Origin of the sequence: Paraburkholderia sp. 35.1 (genome assembly GCF_050436525.1) — a bacterium.
GTDB classification, from domain to species: domain Bacteria; phylum Pseudomonadota; class Gammaproteobacteria; order Burkholderiales; family Burkholderiaceae; genus Paraburkholderia; species Paraburkholderia tuberum.
The window spans coordinates 1,894,660-1,910,651 of record NZ_JBNDMJ010000003.1 but is presented as its reverse complement, the minus strand read 5'-3'; the positions used below and the strand labels follow the sequence as shown (position 1 = coordinate 1,910,651).

Genomic DNA, 15,992 nt, shown 5'->3' with positions numbered 1-15,992 from the left:
CCGTGGACAACGTGTAGGATGCCGGTTGTGGCGCGGTGCGCGTCGCAAGTCGACGCGGCGCTTTCAGGGCGCCGCGTTTGCTATTCGCGTCAGAAAAAAGCCGCGCGCACGACGTGCCTGACGATTGCCAGATTTGATTCCCCAGTTCTTCACAAGGATTCATTCAATGAATTCACGCAGGATCGCCGTGCGCCGTTCGGGTGTGCACGGCAAAGGCGTGTTTGCTCTCGAACCGATCGCGGCCGGCGAGCGACTGATCGAATACAAGGGCGAGCGGATTACCTGGAAAGAAGCGTTGCGCCGCCATCCGCATAATCCGGCTGAACCGAATCACACGTTTTATTTCGCGCTGGATAACGGCAAGGTCATCGACGGCAAGGTGAACGGCAATAGCGCGCGCTGGATCAATCATTCATGCGCGCCGAACTGCGAAGCCGAGGAAATCGACGGACACGTGTACGTGCATGCGCTGCGCGATATCGCGGAGGGCGAGGAAGTCTTTTACGACTACGGCCTCGTGATCGACGCGCGTCAGACGAAAAAGCTGAAAAAGGAATATGAATGCCGCTGCGGCGCGCGCAAGTGCCGCGGCACGATGCTGGCGCCGCCGCAGAAGGGCAAGGGCGGCGGCAAGTCGGGTAAAGGCGCCGACAAGGGGGAAAAGTCGAGCAAATCGGCGAAGAAATCGAAGAAGAAATGAGCCGCGGGTCGGTGCGCGGCGGTAGCTGTCTGCGCTGATCGAAGCGCTGAGGCGAACGCCGCCGCGGCAGCCGGGCAAACCTTCTACAAATCGACCGGCGCCGAGTGCGCCGGTTTTTTCGTGGCGCGCCGTGCGTTGGCATCGTTGGCGGTGCCAGCGTCTGCGGACGCACCGGGCGGCAGCAACGGAATCCTCACGATAAAGCGTGCGCCGCCCTCCGGTGCGTCCTCGTAATGCACGCTGCCATGATGCAGCACCATGATGTCGTGGACGATCGCGAGGCCCAGACCCGCGCCGCTGTCGACGCCCGCCTCGGTCTGCCCGTCGCCGCGGAAGAATCGCTTGAACAGATCCGACTGCTGCGAACGCGGCACGCCCGGCCCGTTGTCTTCGACGACGATCTCGGCCATGCGCAGATCGTCGATCAGCGTCTGCGAAACTGTGACCGTGATACGCCCGCCGTCGGCCCGCGAAGGCGGCACATACTTCAGCGCGTTATCGAGCAGATTCGCGATCACTTCATGGAGCAGCACAGGGTTGCCGCGCGCCATCAGCGGGTCATCGTTGGACGGATCGTCGAGGCGCTGGAAGCCGAGGTCCACGTGTACCGGTAGCGCGCGCGGCACCCATTCGGCGCCGGTGTCGAACGCGAGCGCGGCCATGTCGACATTGACGAAGCGGGCCGCCTGTTCGCCCGGCTCGGCGCGCGCGAGCGACAGCAATTGATTCGACAGCCGCACGGCGCGATCGGCCGCGGCGCGCAGTTCGTGCACGGCAGCGAGCGTCTGCTGCGGATCGCGTGCGACGACCGCCTGCTCCGCATGCAGCTTCACGGCGGTGAGCGGCGTGCGCAGCTGATGCGCGGCATCGGCGATGAATTTACGTTGCGCATCGAGGGCGGCTTTCAGACGATCGAGCAACGCGTTCAGCGCGCCCGTCAGCGGACGGATCTCGACCGGCACATAGGTTTCGTCGACCGGCTCGAGCGACGTGTGCGTTTGCCGGTTCAGCGAATCGGCGAGCGCCGTCAGCGGATTGAGCTGCTGATTGACGACGCGCCACACGATCACCCAGCCGGCTAGCAGCAGCAGCAATAACGGCATCATGATCGCGACGAGGAACTCGGCGGCGATGCGGAAGCGGTGATGCACGGGCTGGCCGACTTCGACGACGATCGGATTACCGCTCGGCTGATCGACGCGCACCTGAGCGACCCGCACGGTCACGCCTTCGTGCTGCGTCTCGAACACGTACGCGTAATGCATGCGGCGCACGTTGGTGCCTTGCAGCGGCAGATTGTGATCGCCGGCGATTTCGGTGTCGCCGGTGCTGATCCGGTAGACCAGATGTTCGACCGGGTCGGAGAACATCGCCTGCGCGAGCGGCGGCACCGTGATCGGCGCTTCCGGTCCGGCAATCTGGATCTGTTTGGAGATCGCGGTCGCGAGGTCCGCGAGCGAACGGTCGACCACGTGCTGCGTGTACTGCCATGCGAGCCAGTAAGCGATCAGGCCGCTCATCAGCGCGAGCAGCGACAGGGGAGCAGCGAGGCGCCGCAGCAGCGTGCGGCGCAGACTATTGGCGGCCGGCTGGTGCATGATCGAACGCGCGGGAAAGTTGTGACTGCGGTGGCAACTGCGGTAGTAATGGCGCGAGGCGCCTCGAGACGGCCCGGGGCCCGGCACAAGGCGCCGCGGGCACAGCCGATGCGCGGCGCCGCTCCGGGGCCGTCAGGCCGCGACGCAATGCGCGGCCTTCACGACGATTGTGCGGCCTGGCGAATTTCCTGCAACAGGTAGCCAAAGCCACGCACGGTGACGATTTCGACACGGCAGTTCTCGAGCTTCTTGCGCACGCGGTGCACGTAGACTTCGATCGCGGTATCGCCGAGGTCGCCGCCGAAGTGTGTCAGATGATCCTGTAGTTGCGCCTTGCTGACGACGCGGCCATGACGCAGCAGCAGCATTTCGAGCACCGCGAATTCGCGCGGCGACAGTTCGAGCGGTTTGTCGTCGTTGAAGATGCGGCGATCGACGCCCGACAGCCGCACGCCGCCCAGCGACACTTCCGGACGCGGCATGTCACCGTGCGGACCGCTGCGGCGCATCACCGCGCGAATACGCGCTTCGAGCTCGGCCGGCTCGAACGGCTTCAGCATGTAGTCGTCCGCGCCCGAGTTCAGGCCTTGCACGCGGTCGTTCAGTTCGTCGCGCGCGGTCAGGATGATCACCGGCGTGTGACGGTTGCTCTGGCGGAAACGCGACAGCAGCGTCATGCCGTCGATGCCCGGCAGACCCAGATCGAGGATCACGAGTTCGTGGCGATTTTGCGTGAGGGCCTGCTCGGCAAAGATGCCGTCATGGACCATGTCGACGGTGAAGCCGGCTTGTTCGAGACTGCTTTGGATGCCGCGCGCGATGGGGCGGTCATCTTCGATCAGAAGGAGTCGCATGGATTTCGCTCAAGTACAATGGGTTTAGGCGTTTGGGCAAGCGGTTCGCCGGGGCGCCTGCTACACAGCCAGCGTGCGAAGCGGCGGCAGACGCGCCACGAAGCAGCTGTCGAGCCGAATCGAAGCACCGTGCCAGCCATCACGAAGTCATGTCCGAGATCAGCATTCACGAACTGGAAGCCGCGATCAACTTCTGGCGCACCCGCTCACCTTCAAGCGGCGACGAACACGTTCTGTGCAAGGAGGCAAGCGCGCTCTCCAAGCCGTATGCGCTGCTGATTGTACAGCGTCAGCAGTCGCTATCACTCGATCGTTTCGACCCGATTGCAAGGCAGGCCTGGGAAGCTTACGTTCAACTTAAGAATAGCCTGTAGAACTGAAGGTTTGCCTAGGGAATTGCCTGCATTGTCCTTTCATGGTCACCTGATTACGCGGCGAGTTAGGCATAAACACGCATAAAGGCCCGTAATTATTGGTATTACATAGTAATCCCGTCGATGAATGCGGCAAGCGCGATGTCGCGTTCGGTCACGCCGTTCGCTTCATGGGTGGACAGCGTGATGTCGACCTTGTTGTACACGTTGAACCACTCGGGATGGTGGTCCATCTCCTGCGCCTTGATCGCGACGCGCGTCATGAAGCCGAAGGCCTCGTTGAAGTCGGCGAACTCGAACGCGCGGCGAATCGCATCACGCTCAGCCACGCTTTGCCAGCGATTCAGTTTCGCCAGTTGCCGGGTTCGCTCGTCGGAAGTCAGTTTCTGAATCATGGTGTTACCTCGCTCGTGGAACACGCTCGCCGGCAGGCGGACGAATCCGTCATTTTTTCATGGTTGCGCAACGCTCGCCGCACGCTGGGCCGGATCGGTTTGCGATGGCTTTTCGTTCAAACGTCGCCGCCGGTGTTCCAACCCTCGCGGATTCCGCGCGTAATCACGCAGTCGCCGTCGAACAGGTCGCCCGCCGCGTAGGCAGGTGCGTTGGCGAGCTTCGTCAGCAGCGGTGTGAAGTCTGTTTGCGCGACGTGGAAAAGTTGCGCGAAGTCATCGATGACGAAATAGGTTTGTTTTAACGTATCGATGCGATAACGGGTGCGCATCACGCGTTCCAACGCGAAGCCGAGCCGGTTCGGCGCTGCGCTTTGCTGGCTATGCAGCGTCTTCACGCCGTTCGGACCCGGGTCATCGCGGATCAGCCCGAACTCCACTGTGTACCAATAGAGCCGCGCGAGCAGCGGCAGCGGGCCGTAGCGCTCAAGCGGGCTGATCGATCGTGAAGTCGGCGCGGGTCTCGAGACCGGCGTCGAACTGTTCCTTGAGTTTGGCGGTGCTGGCGGTGGACATGGCTAGGCTGCAGTAAGACGAATTGCCTGAAATTGGTGTATGCGAGTGTAGAGCGGAGCACGTGCGGAAAGGGCGAAAGCTTCGCGTAAAAGCGGATGGTTATGCGATAATCGTATGTTAAATGGCAGATTAGTGCGGGATATTATCATGCTTGAACTCGACCACTTCGATCTCGCACTGCTCGACGTGCTGCAGCGCTTCGGCCGCGCCACGCATCAGCAGTTGGCGGAGCAGGTGCCGCTGTCGCCGTCGCAGATCGGGCGACGCCTGCAACGGTTGGAACAGGTCGGTGTGGTGGATGGCTATCGCGTCGTGCTGCGGCCCGAAAAGCTTGGGCTCGGCGTCACCGCTTTCACGAGCCTGAAGCTGAAGCATCACGGCGATTCGATCATCGAGCAGTTTCAGCAGCAGATCGACTTGCTGCCCGAAGTGCTCGAATGTCACGCGGTCGTCGGCGATGCCGACTATCTGCTGCGCATCGTCGCGCCGGATCTGAATTACCTGTCGACCTTCGTGATGAAGAAGCTGATGCGCGTGCCGGGTGTCGATAGCGTGCGCTCGAATATCGTGCTGACCACGTTCAAGCGCAATGGGCCGTTGCCGCTCGGGCATCTGGCGCCGGGGGCGGCGGCGGTTTGAGGGTTCGAAGCCGTTGCCGGCAGTGCCGACTGACAGGAAGAGGGGAGCCGCGCATGCCTTGCCGCGGCCCCTGCGGTGACGGGATCTCTATGCCGCCCGCTGCGGCTCGTCGTCGGCATTCAGCAGATCGACATACGCGACCGGCACCAGATCCGCTTCCGATACGCCAAGGCTCTTGAACATCGCTTGTGCTTCCGCGTGGCCGCCTTCTTCGTCGTCGTCCTGCGCGAGCACCACTTCGAGTTCGACGAAATCGCCGAGACCGTCGACGCGATCCAGATGAATCCGCGTGCGCCCGCTCAGATATACGTGCCGCTCTTTCGAGACGATGCCGCGCGTGGTCAGCGCGGTCGCGAGCAGCGCATGCATCGCTTCGGGATTCGTCACCGGACTGCGCGTGTAGTACGACGCCTTCGGGCCGTCGCGGTCGTCGCGCTGATAGAAGATCAGCTCGGCCGGCGTGCCGTCGTCGAACTGGCGCAGCTTCAGGCGGCCGCGCGGCACGTCGTAGAAAAAGTCCTGCTGGCGGAAGATCAGCGGCGCGTCCGTCGCGAGCTGTGCGGCGCGCTCGCGCAGTTGGTCGAAATGCCGGGCGCGGGCTTTGATTTCGATGTTGCGTGCCATGTCAGGCTCCTGTGGATGGGGGAAGTGACCGGCGGCTCCGGAGTTGCTGGTGTTGCCAGGCGGAGGCCGCCGGGAAGGACGAAGCCAGGCGGAACGGAAAGCTGCGAGGGCGCTACGCGAGCGCAAACCGCTAATCTAGCAAAAACTTCGTGACGGAGCGGTTTCAGCTCGGCGGACAAGTGGAAGAGGGCGGGCATTAGCGAGGCTCATATCGCAACGCGTCAGACCGTCCCCGCTCAAATCGCCCACTGCTGTTCGATCAGCTTCAACGCCGCCGCGATCGCTGGCTCGTCCTTGCGCTCGTCGAGCGTGATGAAGCTCAGCTGCGTCGGCACCGTTATGCCATCGACGATCGTCAGCGCGTGCGCATGCGCCTCCGCGATCGCGGTTGCGTCGCGCGCAAGCGTGAGACCGACGCCCGATTTGACCAGATCGAGCATCGACGGCTCCTGGTCCACCTCGGCCACCTTGACCGGCTTCACACCGGCTTCGCGGAAACAGCGCGACAGCAGCCGGTTGTGCGCGGACGCCGGCGGCGTCCAGATCCACGGCAGCGCCGCGAGCGAGCGCCAGTCTCGCGCACCCTTCACGCGATCTTTCCAGCCCGCCGGCGCGAGCACGCGATACTGGAAATGCGTGAGCGTGACCGCGTGAAACGTGGCGCCGTCGTGCGTCTCGTCGTCGGCGGGCAGGCCAATGTAATAGCCGACGTCGAGCTCGCCCGCGCGAATCTGTTCGCGCACCCAGCCCGACATGCCGTGGCGCAGCGCGGTTTCGATCTGCGGCCAGGTCTCGACGAGCTGCTTCAGGAAACCGCCGAGGCGCAAAAACTCCGGGTCGAGAATGGTGCCGATGCGCAGACGCCCGCGTACTTCCTGGCGCAGCGTCTGCGCCGCCCGCTGGACGTCGGCTGCCGCGCCGAGCGCGCGTTCGGCATGCGGCAGCAGCGCCTGGCCGTCGCGGGTCAGCGCGAGCCCGTGCGAAGTCCGCGTGAACAGCGTCACCCCGAGCGTCTCCTGCAAGTGCTTGATTTGCAGGCTGACGGCAGGTTGGGTCAGATGCAGTTGCACCGCGGCACGCGTAAGGTTGCCCTCGCGTGCGACGGTGACGAAGGCCCTAAGGAGAGTGAGATCCATATGCTGATATTAGCGCGGCTTATAGCGCAGATGAGCATTACTTATTGGATTTGTCGCTCGTAAGGGCCGTACGCTTGGTGTTCAGCACGCTTGTGCGCGCGGCATCGCGCGCGAAGCGGAAGATTTCACAGGAAAGAGGAACGAGATGAGCGAGACATATTCCGACGCAACCGCGCAGGACGAAGCCGCACGCAGCGCGGCGAGTGCACGCGCGCTGAGCCATTTCATCAACGGCAAGACCGTCGAAGGCACGAGCGGGCGCTTCGGCGACGTCTTCAATCCGGCGCTCGGCAGCGTCAGCGCGCGCGTGCCGCTCGCGAGCGTCGCCGAGGTGGACGCCGCGGTCGCTGCCGCCAAAGCCGCGTTTCCCGCCTGGAGCGAAACCGCGCCGATCAAACGCGCGCGGGTGCTGTTCAAGTTCAAGGAACTGCTCGACCGTCATCACGATGAGCTCGCGGAGCTGATCACACGCGAGCACGGCAAGGTGTTTTCCGACGCCAAGGGCGAGGTGATGCGCGGCATCGAGATCGTCGAATTCGCGTGCGGCATCCCGAATCTGCTGAAGACCGATTTCACCGATCAGATTGGCGGCGGCATCGACAACTGGAATCTGCGGCAGCCGCTCGGCGTGGTCGCGGGCATCACGCCGTTCAATTTCCCGATGATGGTGCCGTGCTGGATGTTCCCCGTCGCGCTCGCGTGCGGCAACACTTTCGTGCTGAAACCGTCCGAACGCGATCCGTCCGCGTCGAACCGGCTCGCCGAACTGCTGAAGGAAGCCGGCCTGCCGGACGGCGTGTTCAACGTCGTGCACGGCGACAAGGTCGCGGTCGACGCGCTGCTCGTGCATCCGGAAGTCAGCGCGCTGTCGTTCGTCGGCTCCACGCCGATCGCCGAATACATCTACACCGAAGGCACGAAGCGCGGCAAGCGCGTGCAGGCGTTGGGCGGTGCCAAGAATCACCTCGTCGTAATGCCCGACGCCGATCTCGACCAGGCCGTCGACGCCCTGATCGGCGCCGCCTACGGCTCGGCCGGCGAGCGCTGCATGGCGATTTCGGTGGCGGTCGCGGTGGGGCATATCGCCGATGAGCTGATCGAGCGTCTGACGCCGCGCGTGAAGAGCCTGAAGATCCTCAACGGCATGGAAGCGGCGGCCGAGATGGGGCCGCTCGTCACCGGCGCGCATCGCGACAAGGTGCTCGGCTATATCGACGCTGGCGTCGCCGCGGGCGCGAAGCTCGTCGTCGATGGGCGCGGTCATCAGGTCGCGGGGCACGAGAAGGGTTTCTTCCTCGGCGGCACGCTGTTCGACGACGTGTTACCCGACATGAAGATCTACCGCGAGGAGATTTTCGGACCGGTGCTATGCGTCGTGCGCGTGCCCGACTTCGCCTCCGCAGTCGAACTGATCAACGCGAATCAGTTTGCGAACGGCGTGTCGCTGTTCACGTCCGACGGCGGCATTGCACGCGCGTTTTCCCGGCAGATCGAGATCGGCATGGTCGGCATCAACGTGCCGATTCCCGTGCCGATGGCCTGGCATTCGTTCGGCGGCTGGAAGAAGTCGCTGTTCGGCGATCATCATGCGTACGGCGAGGAAGGCGTGCGGTTTTACACGCGCTACAAGAGCATCATGCAGCGCTGGCCTGACAGCATCGCGAAGGGCGCCGAATTCACGATGCCGGTCGCCAAGTAAGCTGGCGGCTTTGCGCGGCATCAAGTCGGCAAGCGCGCCAGGAAAACAATAAAAGCGCAATAAAAGCGCTTCGCGGCGCACGCGTGGAAGCGATCGAGCAGCCACGCGTGCGCCGCAAAAATGCTTAGGAGGCTGAACGATGATTCATACCGACAGTACGCCTCGCGCCGCACGGCGACTCGAAGGCGAGTTCGACTACGTCATCGTCGGCGCGGGTACCGCCGGCTGCGTGCTGGCGAACCGGCTCACCGAAGATCCCGACATCCACGTGCTGCTGCTCGAAGCCGGGGGGAAGGACGACTATCACTGGATTCACGTGCCGGTCGGCTACCTGTATTGCATCGGCAATCCGCGCACGGACTGGCTGTACAAGACCCAGGCCGAGCCGGGTCTGAACGGCCGCACGCTGTCGTATCCGCGCGGGCGTGTGCTCGGCGGCAGTTCGTCGATCAACGGCATGATCTACATGCGCGGTCAGCGGGAAGACTACGACGAGTGGGCGCGTGTGACGAACGACAGGACGTGGTCCTGGAACGCGGTGCTGCCGGTCTTCAGGCGCAGCGAGGATCACCACGGCGGCGCCAACGAAGCGCACGGCGCGGGCGGACCGTGGCGCGTCGAGAAGCAGCGCCTCAAATGGAAGATTCTCGAAGAGTTCGCGCAAGCCGCGCAGCAAACCGGCATCCCCGCCACCGACGATTTCAATCGCGGCGATAACACCGGTGTCGGCTACTTCGACGTCAACCAGAAGCGTGGCATTCGCTGGAATGCGTCGAAGGCATTTTTGCGGCCCGCGTTGAAGCGGGAGAACCTCACTGTCATCACCGGTGCCCACACGCAGCGTGTCGTGTTCGATGGCCGCCGCTGCACCGGAGTCGAATATCGTGGCGGCGAGGTCGACTATCTCGCCAAAGCGCGTTGCGAAGTGATCCTTTCCGCCGGCGCGGTCAACTCGCCGCAACTGCTCGAATTGTCCGGTGTCGGCAATGGCGCGCGTTTGCAGAATCTCGGCATCGAGGTCGTTCAGGATCTGCGCGGTGTCGGTGAAAATCTGCAGGACCATCTGCAACTGCGCATGGCGTATCAGGTGCAGGGCGTGCGCACGCTGAATACGATGTCCGCGCACTGGTGGGGCAAGCTGATGATCGGCATGCAGTACGCGTTGTTTCAGAGTGGACCCATGTCGATGTCGCCGTCGCAACTCGGCGCGTTCGCGAAGTCCGACGCCGACGATCGCTCGCTGTCGCGACCCGATCTCGAGTATCACGTGCAGCCTTTGTCGCTTGATCGCTTCGGGGAACCGCTGCATCGCTTCAATGCGTTCACGGCTTCGGTGTGTCAGCTGCGCCCCACGTCGCGCGGCAGCATTCATATTGCGTCGGCCGATGCTTGCGCGCCACCGTTGATCGCGCCGAACTATCTGTCGACCGACTACGACCGCCACGTCGCCGCGAACGCGCTACGTCTGACGCGTCGCATCGTCGCGGCGCCCGCGCTCGCGCGCTATCAGCCGCGGGAGATCCTGCCGGGCCTCCAGTATCAAAGTGAAGAAGAATTGCAGCAGGCCGCGGGCGCGGTCGGCACGACGATCTTCCATCCGGTCGGCACCTGCCGCATGGGCACGACCGACGATCCCGCCGCGGTCGTCGACAATCGGCTACGAGTTATCGGAGTCGAGGGCTTGCGTGTCGTCGATGCGTCGGTGATGCCCAACATCACGTCAGGTAACACCAATTCGCCGACGCTGATGATCGCCGAGCGCGCCAGCGACATGATCCGCGAGGATCGTCGCGCGCGCGTGAGCGGCAGCATGGCCGCGCATACCGGTGTTGACGCGTCGATGTCAGCTGTGTGACATGACTCGGTGAGCGCACCGGTCCCGTTTTCCGCCGCGGACGTGAAGCGTGCGTGTGAACCGCGCGTCACATGCGCACGGCGCGGGCCTCGTTCCCTAAGTGCAAATCCCAATGATTGCGCTGCATCATTGGCGCGACAATGGCAGCCATGCTGCGTGCCGCGCCATGGCTCACCGTCCGGATTGGTGCAGCACGCCAACGAGCGGCAAGGGGTGCCGCAAAAATAACAAGTCGCGCAGAGCTTCGCGCGGAAAGATCGTAGTGCTTCGCCTTACTCCGTATGGAAGGGAACATGATTCTCGGCGATACGATTCTCGAAACGCGCGGCCTCACCCGCGAGTTCAAAGGCTTTGTCGCCGTGAACGGCGTGAACCTGCGCGTGCGCCGTGGCTCGATCCATGCGCTGATCGGCCCCAATGGAGCGGGCAAGACCACCTGCTTCAATCTCCTTACCAAATTTCTCGAACCCACCGCGGGCCAGATCGTTTTCAACGGTGTCGATATCACCAGCGAACGGCCAGCTCAGATCGCGCGGCGCGGCATCATCCGTTCGTTCCAGATTTCCGCGGTATTTCCGCATCTGACGGCATTGCAGAACGTGCGCATCGGGTTGCAGCGCTCGCTCGGCACCGCGTTTCACTTCTGGAAGAGCGAGCGTACGTTGCGCCGTCTGAACGATCGCGCGATGGATCTGCTGACCCAGGTCGGCCTGACCGATTTCGCCGATGTGTTGACGGTCGAGCTCGCCTACGGCCGCAAGCGCGCGCTCGAAATCGCGACCACGCTCGCGATGGAGCCGGAACTGATGCTTCTCGACGAGCCCACGCAAGGCATGGGTCATGAGGACGTCGATCGCGTGACCGCGCTGATCAAGAAAGTGTCGGCCGGACGCACGATCCTGATGGTCGAACACAATATGAACGTGATCGCCGGAATCTCCGACACGATCACCGTGCTGCAACGGGGTGAAGTGCTCGCCGAGGGCAGCTACGCGGAAGTGTCGAAGAATCCGCTCGTGATGCAAGCCTACATGGGCAGCGCCGACGCGGCGCTCGCCGGAGCCCACGCATGAATACGACGGTCGAGCGCGAAGGCCTCGAAGCGAACGAAACGAAAAGCGGCGCACCCGCGCTGGAAATCGCGGGACTGCAAGCCTGGTACGGGGAATCCCACATTCTGCACGGCGTCCATCTGTCGGTCGGCCGCGGCGAGGTCGTGACGCTGCTCGGACGCAATGGCGCGGGCCGCACCACGACGCTACGCGCGATCATGGGCCTCACGGGTCGCCGTACCGGCTCGATCCGTATCGACGGACGCGAAACGGTCGGCTTGCCCACGCATCGCATCGCGCATTGCGGCATCGGCTATTGCCCGGAAGAGCGCGGCATTTTTTCGAGCCTGTCGTGTGAGGAAAATCTGCTGCTGCCGCCGCCCGTCGGCGACAAGGCGCGCATGATGCCGCTCGAGGAAATCTACGCGATGTTCCCGAATCTGCACGAGCGGCGCATGAGTCAGGGCACGCGGCTCTCGGGCGGCGAACAACAGATGCTCGCCGTCGCGCGGATTCTGCGCACCGGCGCGAATCTGCTGCTGCTCGACGAAATCTCGGAAGGGCTCGCGCCCGTGATCGTGCAGGCGCTCGCGCGCATGATCGTTACGCTGAAGGCGCGCGGCTACACGATCGTGATGGTTGAGCAGAACTTCCGCTTCGCCGCGCCGCTCGCGGATCGTTTCTATGTGATGGAGCACGGCATGATCGTCGAGCATTTCGGGGCTAGCGAACTTGAAGGCAAGATGCCGGTGCTGCACGATTTACTGGGCGTATAGACACGGACACACGCGCGCCCGACTGCCTCTGATAACCACAAGCGAAGAACCAGGAGACATGCATGAAAAAGAACCCACTCGCGCGAATTGCCTCACTCTGTTTCGCAGTCGCCGCCGGCACCGCACTGACGCTGGGCAGCGCGCAAGCGGCCGACGATGCTGTGAAGATCGGCTTCATCACGGACATGTCGGGGCTGTACGCGGATATCGACGGGCAGGGCGGTCTTGAAGCGATCCGGATGGCGGTCGCCGACTTCGGCGGCAAGGTGAACGGCAAGCCGATCACGGTGCTGTACGCGGATCACCAGAACAAGGCGGACATCGCGGCATCGCGCGCTCGTGAGTGGTTCGACCGCGACGGCGTGGACATGGTGATCGGCGGCACGAACTCGGCGACCGCGCTGTCGACTAACACCGTCGCGGGCGAGAAGCACAAGGTCTATATCAACGTTGGCGCCGGCGCCGATACGTTGACCAACGAGCAATGCACGCCGTACACGATCCACTACGCATACGACACGACCGCGCTCGCGAACGGCACGGGCTCGGCGGTGACGAAGCAGGGCGGCAAGACGTGGTACTTCCTGACGGCAGACTACGCATTCGGCAAGGCGCTCGAAAAAGCGACCGCGGAGGTCGTGAAGGCGAACGGCGGCCAGGTGCTCGGCGAGGTGCGTCATCCGCTGTCGGCGTCGGACTTCTCGTCGTTCCTGCTGCAGGCGCAGGCGTCGAAGGCACAGATCCTCGGCCTCGCGAACGCGGGCGGCGACACGATCAACGCGATCAAGGCCGCGAAGGAATTCGGCATCACCAAGACGATGAAGCTCGCCGCGCTGCTGATGTTCATCAACGACGTGCACAGCCTCGGTCTCGAAACGACGCAAGGTCTCGTGTTGACCGACAGCTGGTACTGGAACAAGGACGCCGACACGCGTAAGTGGTCGCAGCGCTACTTCGACAAGATGAAGAAGATGCCGTCGAGCCTGCAGGCTGCCGACTACTCGGCGACGATGAACTATCTGAAGGCGGTGCAGGCGGTGGGCTCGACCGATCCGGACAAGGTGATGGCGCAGTTGCACAAGACGAAGATCGACGACTTCTACGCGAAGGGCTACATCCGTCAGGACGGCAGCATGATCCACGACATGTACCTGATGCAGGTGAAGACGCCGGCCGAATCGAAGGAGCCCTGGGATTACTACAAGATCACTGCGACGATTCCGGGCGACCAGGCCTTCACGACCAAGGCGCAGACCCGCTGCGCGCTGTGGAAGTAAGCGCGGGCGCAGTAAGCGGTCGAGGACCGCGCAGACCTGAGAGAACCGCCGGCGCTGCAGGGGCACGCGCTGGCGGATGACCGTTTCAGATGCCGTACGCCGATGGGCAGCGTCGCCGCTCGTCGCGTGCCGGCCGGATCGTGCGTCACCGATCTCACCTTGACGATGGCTTGAAGGGCTAAGGGCTTCAATGGACATCTTTGGCGTTCCGCTACCGGCGATGCTGAGCCAGCTTCTGCTCGGGCTCGTGAACGGCTCGTTCTACGCGATTCTGAGCCTCGGGCTGGCGATTATTTTCGGCCTGCTCAACGTGATCAACTTCGCGCATGGCGCGCTGTTCATGCTCGGGGCGATGCTCGCGTGGATGGGGCTGTCGTATTTCAATCTGCCGTACTGGGTGATGCTCGTGCTCGCGCCGCTGATCGTCGGACTGGTCGGCATCGCGATCGAGCGCTCGATGCTGCGCTGGCTTTACAAGTTCGATCATCTGTATGGCCTGTTGCTGACGTTTGGCCTCACACTCGTGATCGAAGGCGTATTCCATTCGATCTACGGCTCGTCGGGCCAGCCGTACGATGTGCCGTCGGCGCTGTCGGGCGCGACCAATCTCGGCTTCATGTATCTGCCGAACTATCGCGCATGGGTGGTGGTCGCGTCGCTGGTCGTGTGCTTTGCGACCTGGTTCGTGATCGAGAAGACGCGGCTTGGCGCGTATCTGCGCGCGGGCACCGAAAACCCGAAGCTCGTCGAGGCGTTCGGCGTCAACGTGCCGCTGATGATCACGCTGACCTACGGCTTCGGCGTCGCGCTCGCGGCGTTTGCCGGCGTGCTCGCCGCGCCGGTGATTCAGGTCTCGCCCCTGATGGGCCAGTCGATGATCATCACCGTGTTCGCGGTGGTCGTGATCGGCGGCATGGGCTCGATCATGGGCTCGATTCTGACCGGCCTGATGCTCGGCGTAGTCGAAGGACTCACGCGCGTGTTCTACCCCGAGGCGTCGGCGACCGTCGTCTTCGTGATCATGGCGCTCGTGTTGCTCGTGCGTCCGGCGGGTCTTTTCGGCAGGGAAAAATGATGCAGAGAAAGGTGCTCTACGGTCTGCTGCTGATCGTGCTGCTCGCGGTGCCGGTGCTCGGCATCTATCCGCTCTTCGTGATGAAGGTGCTGTGCTTCGCGCTGTTCGCGGCCGCCTTCAATCTGCTGATCGGCTATACGGGCTTGCTGTCCTTTGGTCATGCGATGTTTCTCGCGTCGGCCGGTTACGTCACTGGCTATGCGATGCAGACGCTCGGCTTTTCGCCGGAGCTCGGCGTGCTGAGCGGCACCGCGGCGGCAACGCTGCTTGGGCTCGTCGTCGGCTTCTTCGCGATTCGCCGTCAGGGTATCTACTTCGCGATGGTGACGCTCGCGCTCGCGCAGATGGTCTACTTCGTGTTCCTGCAGGCGCCGTTCACGCACGGGGAAGACGGTCTGCAAGGCGTGCCGCGGGGCAAGCTGTTCGGCGTGCTCGATCTCTCTTCGGACCTCGCGCTATATTTCGTCGTGCTCGCGGTGATCGTCGCGGCTTTCCTGCTGATCGTGCGGATCGTGCATTCGCCGTTCGGGCAGGTGCTCGTCGCGATCAAGGAAAACGAGCCGCGCGCGGTGTCGCTCGGCTACGACACCGACCGTTTCAAGCTGCTCGCATTCATCCTGTCGGCCGGCATTGCGGGTCTCGCGGGTTCGCTGAAGGTGCTGGTGCAAGGCTTTGAAACGCTGAGCGATGCCTATTGGACGATGTCCGGGCTCGTGATCCTGATGACGCTGGTGGGCGGCATGGGCACGCTGTTCGGGCCGTTGCTCGGCGCCGCGTTGATCGTGTCGCTCGAAGACAGGCTCGGCGATATCGGCGCGGCACTCGCGTCGATGACCGGCATCGACTGGTTCCGCTCGCTCGGCGAATCGGTGACGATCGTCACCGGGCTGATTTTCATCGCGTGTGTGCTGGCGTTCCGGCGCGGCATCGTCGGTGAGATCGTCGCGCGAGTGCGACCGTTGCGGGCTTGAGATTGGCTGTTGGATCCCGCCCGCGTGGTCGCTCGCTTGATGCAGTGCGATACGAAATTGCTTCGACCTCCGATCTAATTGCGGCTCATGCAGAAGGTCCGCTGGATCAAGGGCTCGGGCGAACCTGTGGCAAACCGTGTGACGAAATGCGCCCTCCGCGCCCCAATCCGGTGCCGCAGTGCACCACTAGGGTAATTGCTAGTTGTGACTGTTGGGGGTGGTCGTTTAATCTTCATGCAGTTCTGATGCACCACGAATTTGCAGGTGGAGAACGAGGAGACAAGTGAGGCACTCAGTGCCCAGAAGAAAGCGCTGTTGGATTGATATCCAACAGCGCTTTTTTATTTGTGTTTAGCGAATTTTTTGACGCGATCTCCCGGCTATTTCACGCGCC

At 63.2% G+C, this 15,992-nt stretch carries 15 protein-coding genes and 1 pseudogene; 10 read left to right on the top strand and 6 right to left on the bottom strand.

The genetic code is table 11. The features are described 5' to 3' along the window. Nucleotides 1–166: 166 nt before the first annotated feature. A complete protein-coding gene (locus OKW27_RS28975; protein ID WP_018418882.1) occupies nt 167–700 on the top strand; it encodes an SET domain-containing protein in 534 nt (177 codons plus the stop codon). Nucleotides 701–783: 83 nt separating this feature from the next. Here the strand turns inward: OKW27_RS28975 and OKW27_RS28970 are convergent, their stop codons facing one another. Both OKW27_RS28970 and OKW27_RS28965 read right to left on the bottom strand, forming a co-directional pair. Next, nucleotides 784–2,298, bottom strand: coding sequence for a sensor histidine kinase (locus OKW27_RS28970; protein WP_429335523.1), 1,515 nt, complete (start codon nt 2,296–2,298; stop codon nt 784–786). A gap of 158 nt (nt 2,299–2,456) precedes the next feature. After that, a complete protein-coding gene (locus OKW27_RS28965) occupies nt 2,457–3,152 on the bottom strand; it encodes a response regulator transcription factor (protein ID WP_429335522.1) in 696 nt (231 codons plus the stop codon). A gap of 149 nt (nt 3,153–3,301) precedes the next feature. On the opposite strand from OKW27_RS28965, the gene OKW27_RS28960 reads away from it, so the two are divergent. After that, nucleotides 3,302–3,526, top strand: coding sequence for a DUF3717 domain-containing protein (locus tag OKW27_RS28960; protein ID WP_090802357.1), 225 nt, complete (start codon nt 3,302–3,304; stop codon nt 3,524–3,526). 104 nt (nt 3,527–3,630) lie between these two features. Here OKW27_RS28960 and OKW27_RS28955 read toward each other — a convergent pair whose 3' ends face one another. Both OKW27_RS28955 and OKW27_RS28950 read right to left on the bottom strand, forming a co-directional pair. After that, a complete protein-coding gene (locus tag OKW27_RS28955) occupies nt 3,631–3,921 on the bottom strand; it encodes a 4a-hydroxytetrahydrobiopterin dehydratase (protein WP_184051905.1) in 291 nt (96 codons plus the stop codon). 116 nt (nt 3,922–4,037) lie between these two features. Next, nucleotides 4,038–4,391, bottom strand: a pseudogene (locus OKW27_RS28950) (phenylalanine 4-monooxygenase); the annotation flags it as partial. A 250-nt stretch (nt 4,392–4,641) separates the two neighbouring features. On the opposite strand from OKW27_RS28950, the gene OKW27_RS28945 reads away from it, so the two are divergent. After that, complete coding sequence (locus OKW27_RS28945) at nt 4,642–5,133, top strand: Lrp/AsnC family transcriptional regulator (RefSeq protein ID WP_090805519.1); 492 nt, start codon at nt 4,642–4,644, stop codon at nt 5,131–5,133. Between the two features lie 87 nt (nt 5,134–5,220). Here the strand turns inward: OKW27_RS28945 and OKW27_RS28940 are convergent, their stop codons facing one another. Continuing rightward, nucleotides 5,221–5,757, bottom strand: a complete 537-nt coding sequence (locus OKW27_RS28940; RefSeq protein ID WP_429335521.1) for a class IV adenylate cyclase — start codon at nt 5,755–5,757, stop codon at nt 5,221–5,223. Nucleotides 5,758–5,993: 236 nt separating this feature from the next. Next, the gene (locus OKW27_RS28935) at nt 5,994–6,893 is read right to left on the bottom strand and encodes a LysR family transcriptional regulator (protein WP_429335520.1); all 900 of its coding nucleotides are present in this window, start codon (nt 6,891–6,893) and stop codon (nt 5,994–5,996) included. Nucleotides 6,894–7,038: 145 nt separating this feature from the next. On the opposite strand from OKW27_RS28935, the gene OKW27_RS28930 reads away from it, so the two are divergent. From OKW27_RS28930 to OKW27_RS28900, 7 genes are all read left to right on the top strand, one after another. Beyond that, nucleotides 7,039–8,592 (top strand): CoA-acylating methylmalonate-semialdehyde dehydrogenase, encoded by a 1,554-nt coding sequence (locus OKW27_RS28930; protein WP_429335519.1) that lies wholly within the window; start codon nt 7,039–7,041, stop codon nt 8,590–8,592. A gap of 139 nt (nt 8,593–8,731) precedes the next feature. Next, nucleotides 8,732–10,447, top strand: coding sequence for a GMC family oxidoreductase (locus OKW27_RS28925; RefSeq protein ID WP_429335518.1), 1,716 nt, complete (start codon nt 8,732–8,734; stop codon nt 10,445–10,447). Between the two features lie 293 nt (nt 10,448–10,740). Beyond that, on the top strand, nt 10,741–11,520 hold the full coding sequence (locus OKW27_RS28920; protein ID WP_429335517.1) for an ABC transporter ATP-binding protein: 780 nt from the start codon (nt 10,741–10,743) through the stop codon (nt 11,518–11,520). Then, nucleotides 11,517–12,275 carry an ABC transporter ATP-binding protein gene (locus OKW27_RS28915; protein WP_429335516.1) on the top strand — a complete coding sequence of 253 codons (759 nt, stop codon included), beginning with the start codon at nt 11,517–11,519 and terminating at the stop codon, nt 12,273–12,275. The genes OKW27_RS28920 and OKW27_RS28915 overlap by 4 nt, the downstream gene beginning before the upstream one ends. A 62-nt stretch (nt 12,276–12,337) precedes the next feature. Further along, complete coding sequence (locus OKW27_RS28910; protein WP_429335515.1) at nt 12,338–13,552, top strand: ABC transporter substrate-binding protein; 1,215 nt, start codon at nt 12,338–12,340, stop codon at nt 13,550–13,552. Between the two features lie 190 nt (nt 13,553–13,742). Then, the gene (locus tag OKW27_RS28905) at nt 13,743–14,627 is read left to right on the top strand and encodes a branched-chain amino acid ABC transporter permease (RefSeq protein ID WP_429335514.1); all 885 of its coding nucleotides are present in this window, start codon (nt 13,743–13,745) and stop codon (nt 14,625–14,627) included. Further along, nucleotides 14,627–15,598, top strand: a complete 972-nt coding sequence (locus OKW27_RS28900; protein ID WP_167368667.1) for a branched-chain amino acid ABC transporter permease — start codon at nt 14,627–14,629, stop codon at nt 15,596–15,598. Before OKW27_RS28905 ends, OKW27_RS28900 begins: the two co-directional genes overlap by 1 nt. Nucleotides 15,599–15,992 lie beyond the last annotated feature (394 nt).

Excerpts from the sequence above, each read along its gene's own strand:
- OKW27_RS28915 (WP_429335516.1), top strand. The coding sequence starts at position 11,517 with ATGAATACGACGGTCGAGCGCGAAGGCCTCGAAGCGAACGAAACGAAA.
- OKW27_RS28935 (WP_429335520.1), bottom strand. The coding sequence starts at position 6,893 with ATGGATCTCACTCTCCTTAGGGCCTTCGTCACCGTCGCACGCGAGGGC.
- OKW27_RS28910 (WP_429335515.1), top strand. The coding sequence starts at position 12,338 with ATGAAAAAGAACCCACTCGCGCGAATTGCCTCACTCTGTTTCGCAGTC.
- OKW27_RS28955 (WP_184051905.1), bottom strand. The coding sequence starts at position 3,921 with ATGATTCAGAAACTGACTTCCGACGAGCGAACCCGGCAACTGGCGAAA.
- OKW27_RS28965 (WP_429335522.1), bottom strand. The coding sequence starts at position 3,152 with ATGCGACTCCTTCTGATCGAAGATGACCGCCCCATCGCGCGCGGCATC.
- OKW27_RS28920 (WP_429335517.1), top strand. The coding sequence starts at position 10,741 with ATGATTCTCGGCGATACGATTCTCGAAACGCGCGGCCTCACCCGCGAG.
- OKW27_RS28905 (WP_429335514.1), top strand. The coding sequence starts at position 13,743 with ATGGACATCTTTGGCGTTCCGCTACCGGCGATGCTGAGCCAGCTTCTG.
- OKW27_RS28900 (WP_167368667.1), top strand. The coding sequence starts at position 14,627 with ATGCAGAGAAAGGTGCTCTACGGTCTGCTGCTGATCGTGCTGCTCGCG.
- OKW27_RS28960 (WP_090802357.1), top strand. The coding sequence starts at position 3,302 with ATGTCCGAGATCAGCATTCACGAACTGGAAGCCGCGATCAACTTCTGG.
- OKW27_RS28975 (WP_018418882.1), top strand. The coding sequence starts at position 167 with ATGAATTCACGCAGGATCGCCGTGCGCCGTTCGGGTGTGCACGGCAAA.
- OKW27_RS28930 (WP_429335519.1), top strand. The coding sequence starts at position 7,039 with ATGAGCGAGACATATTCCGACGCAACCGCGCAGGACGAAGCCGCACGC.
- OKW27_RS28925 (WP_429335518.1), top strand. The coding sequence starts at position 8,732 with ATGATTCATACCGACAGTACGCCTCGCGCCGCACGGCGACTCGAAGGC.
- OKW27_RS28970 (WP_429335523.1), bottom strand. The coding sequence starts at position 2,298 with ATGCACCAGCCGGCCGCCAATAGTCTGCGCCGCACGCTGCTGCGGCGC.
- OKW27_RS28945 (WP_090805519.1), top strand. The coding sequence starts at position 4,642 with ATGCTTGAACTCGACCACTTCGATCTCGCACTGCTCGACGTGCTGCAG.
- OKW27_RS28940 (WP_429335521.1), bottom strand. The coding sequence starts at position 5,757 with ATGGCACGCAACATCGAAATCAAAGCCCGCGCCCGGCATTTCGACCAA.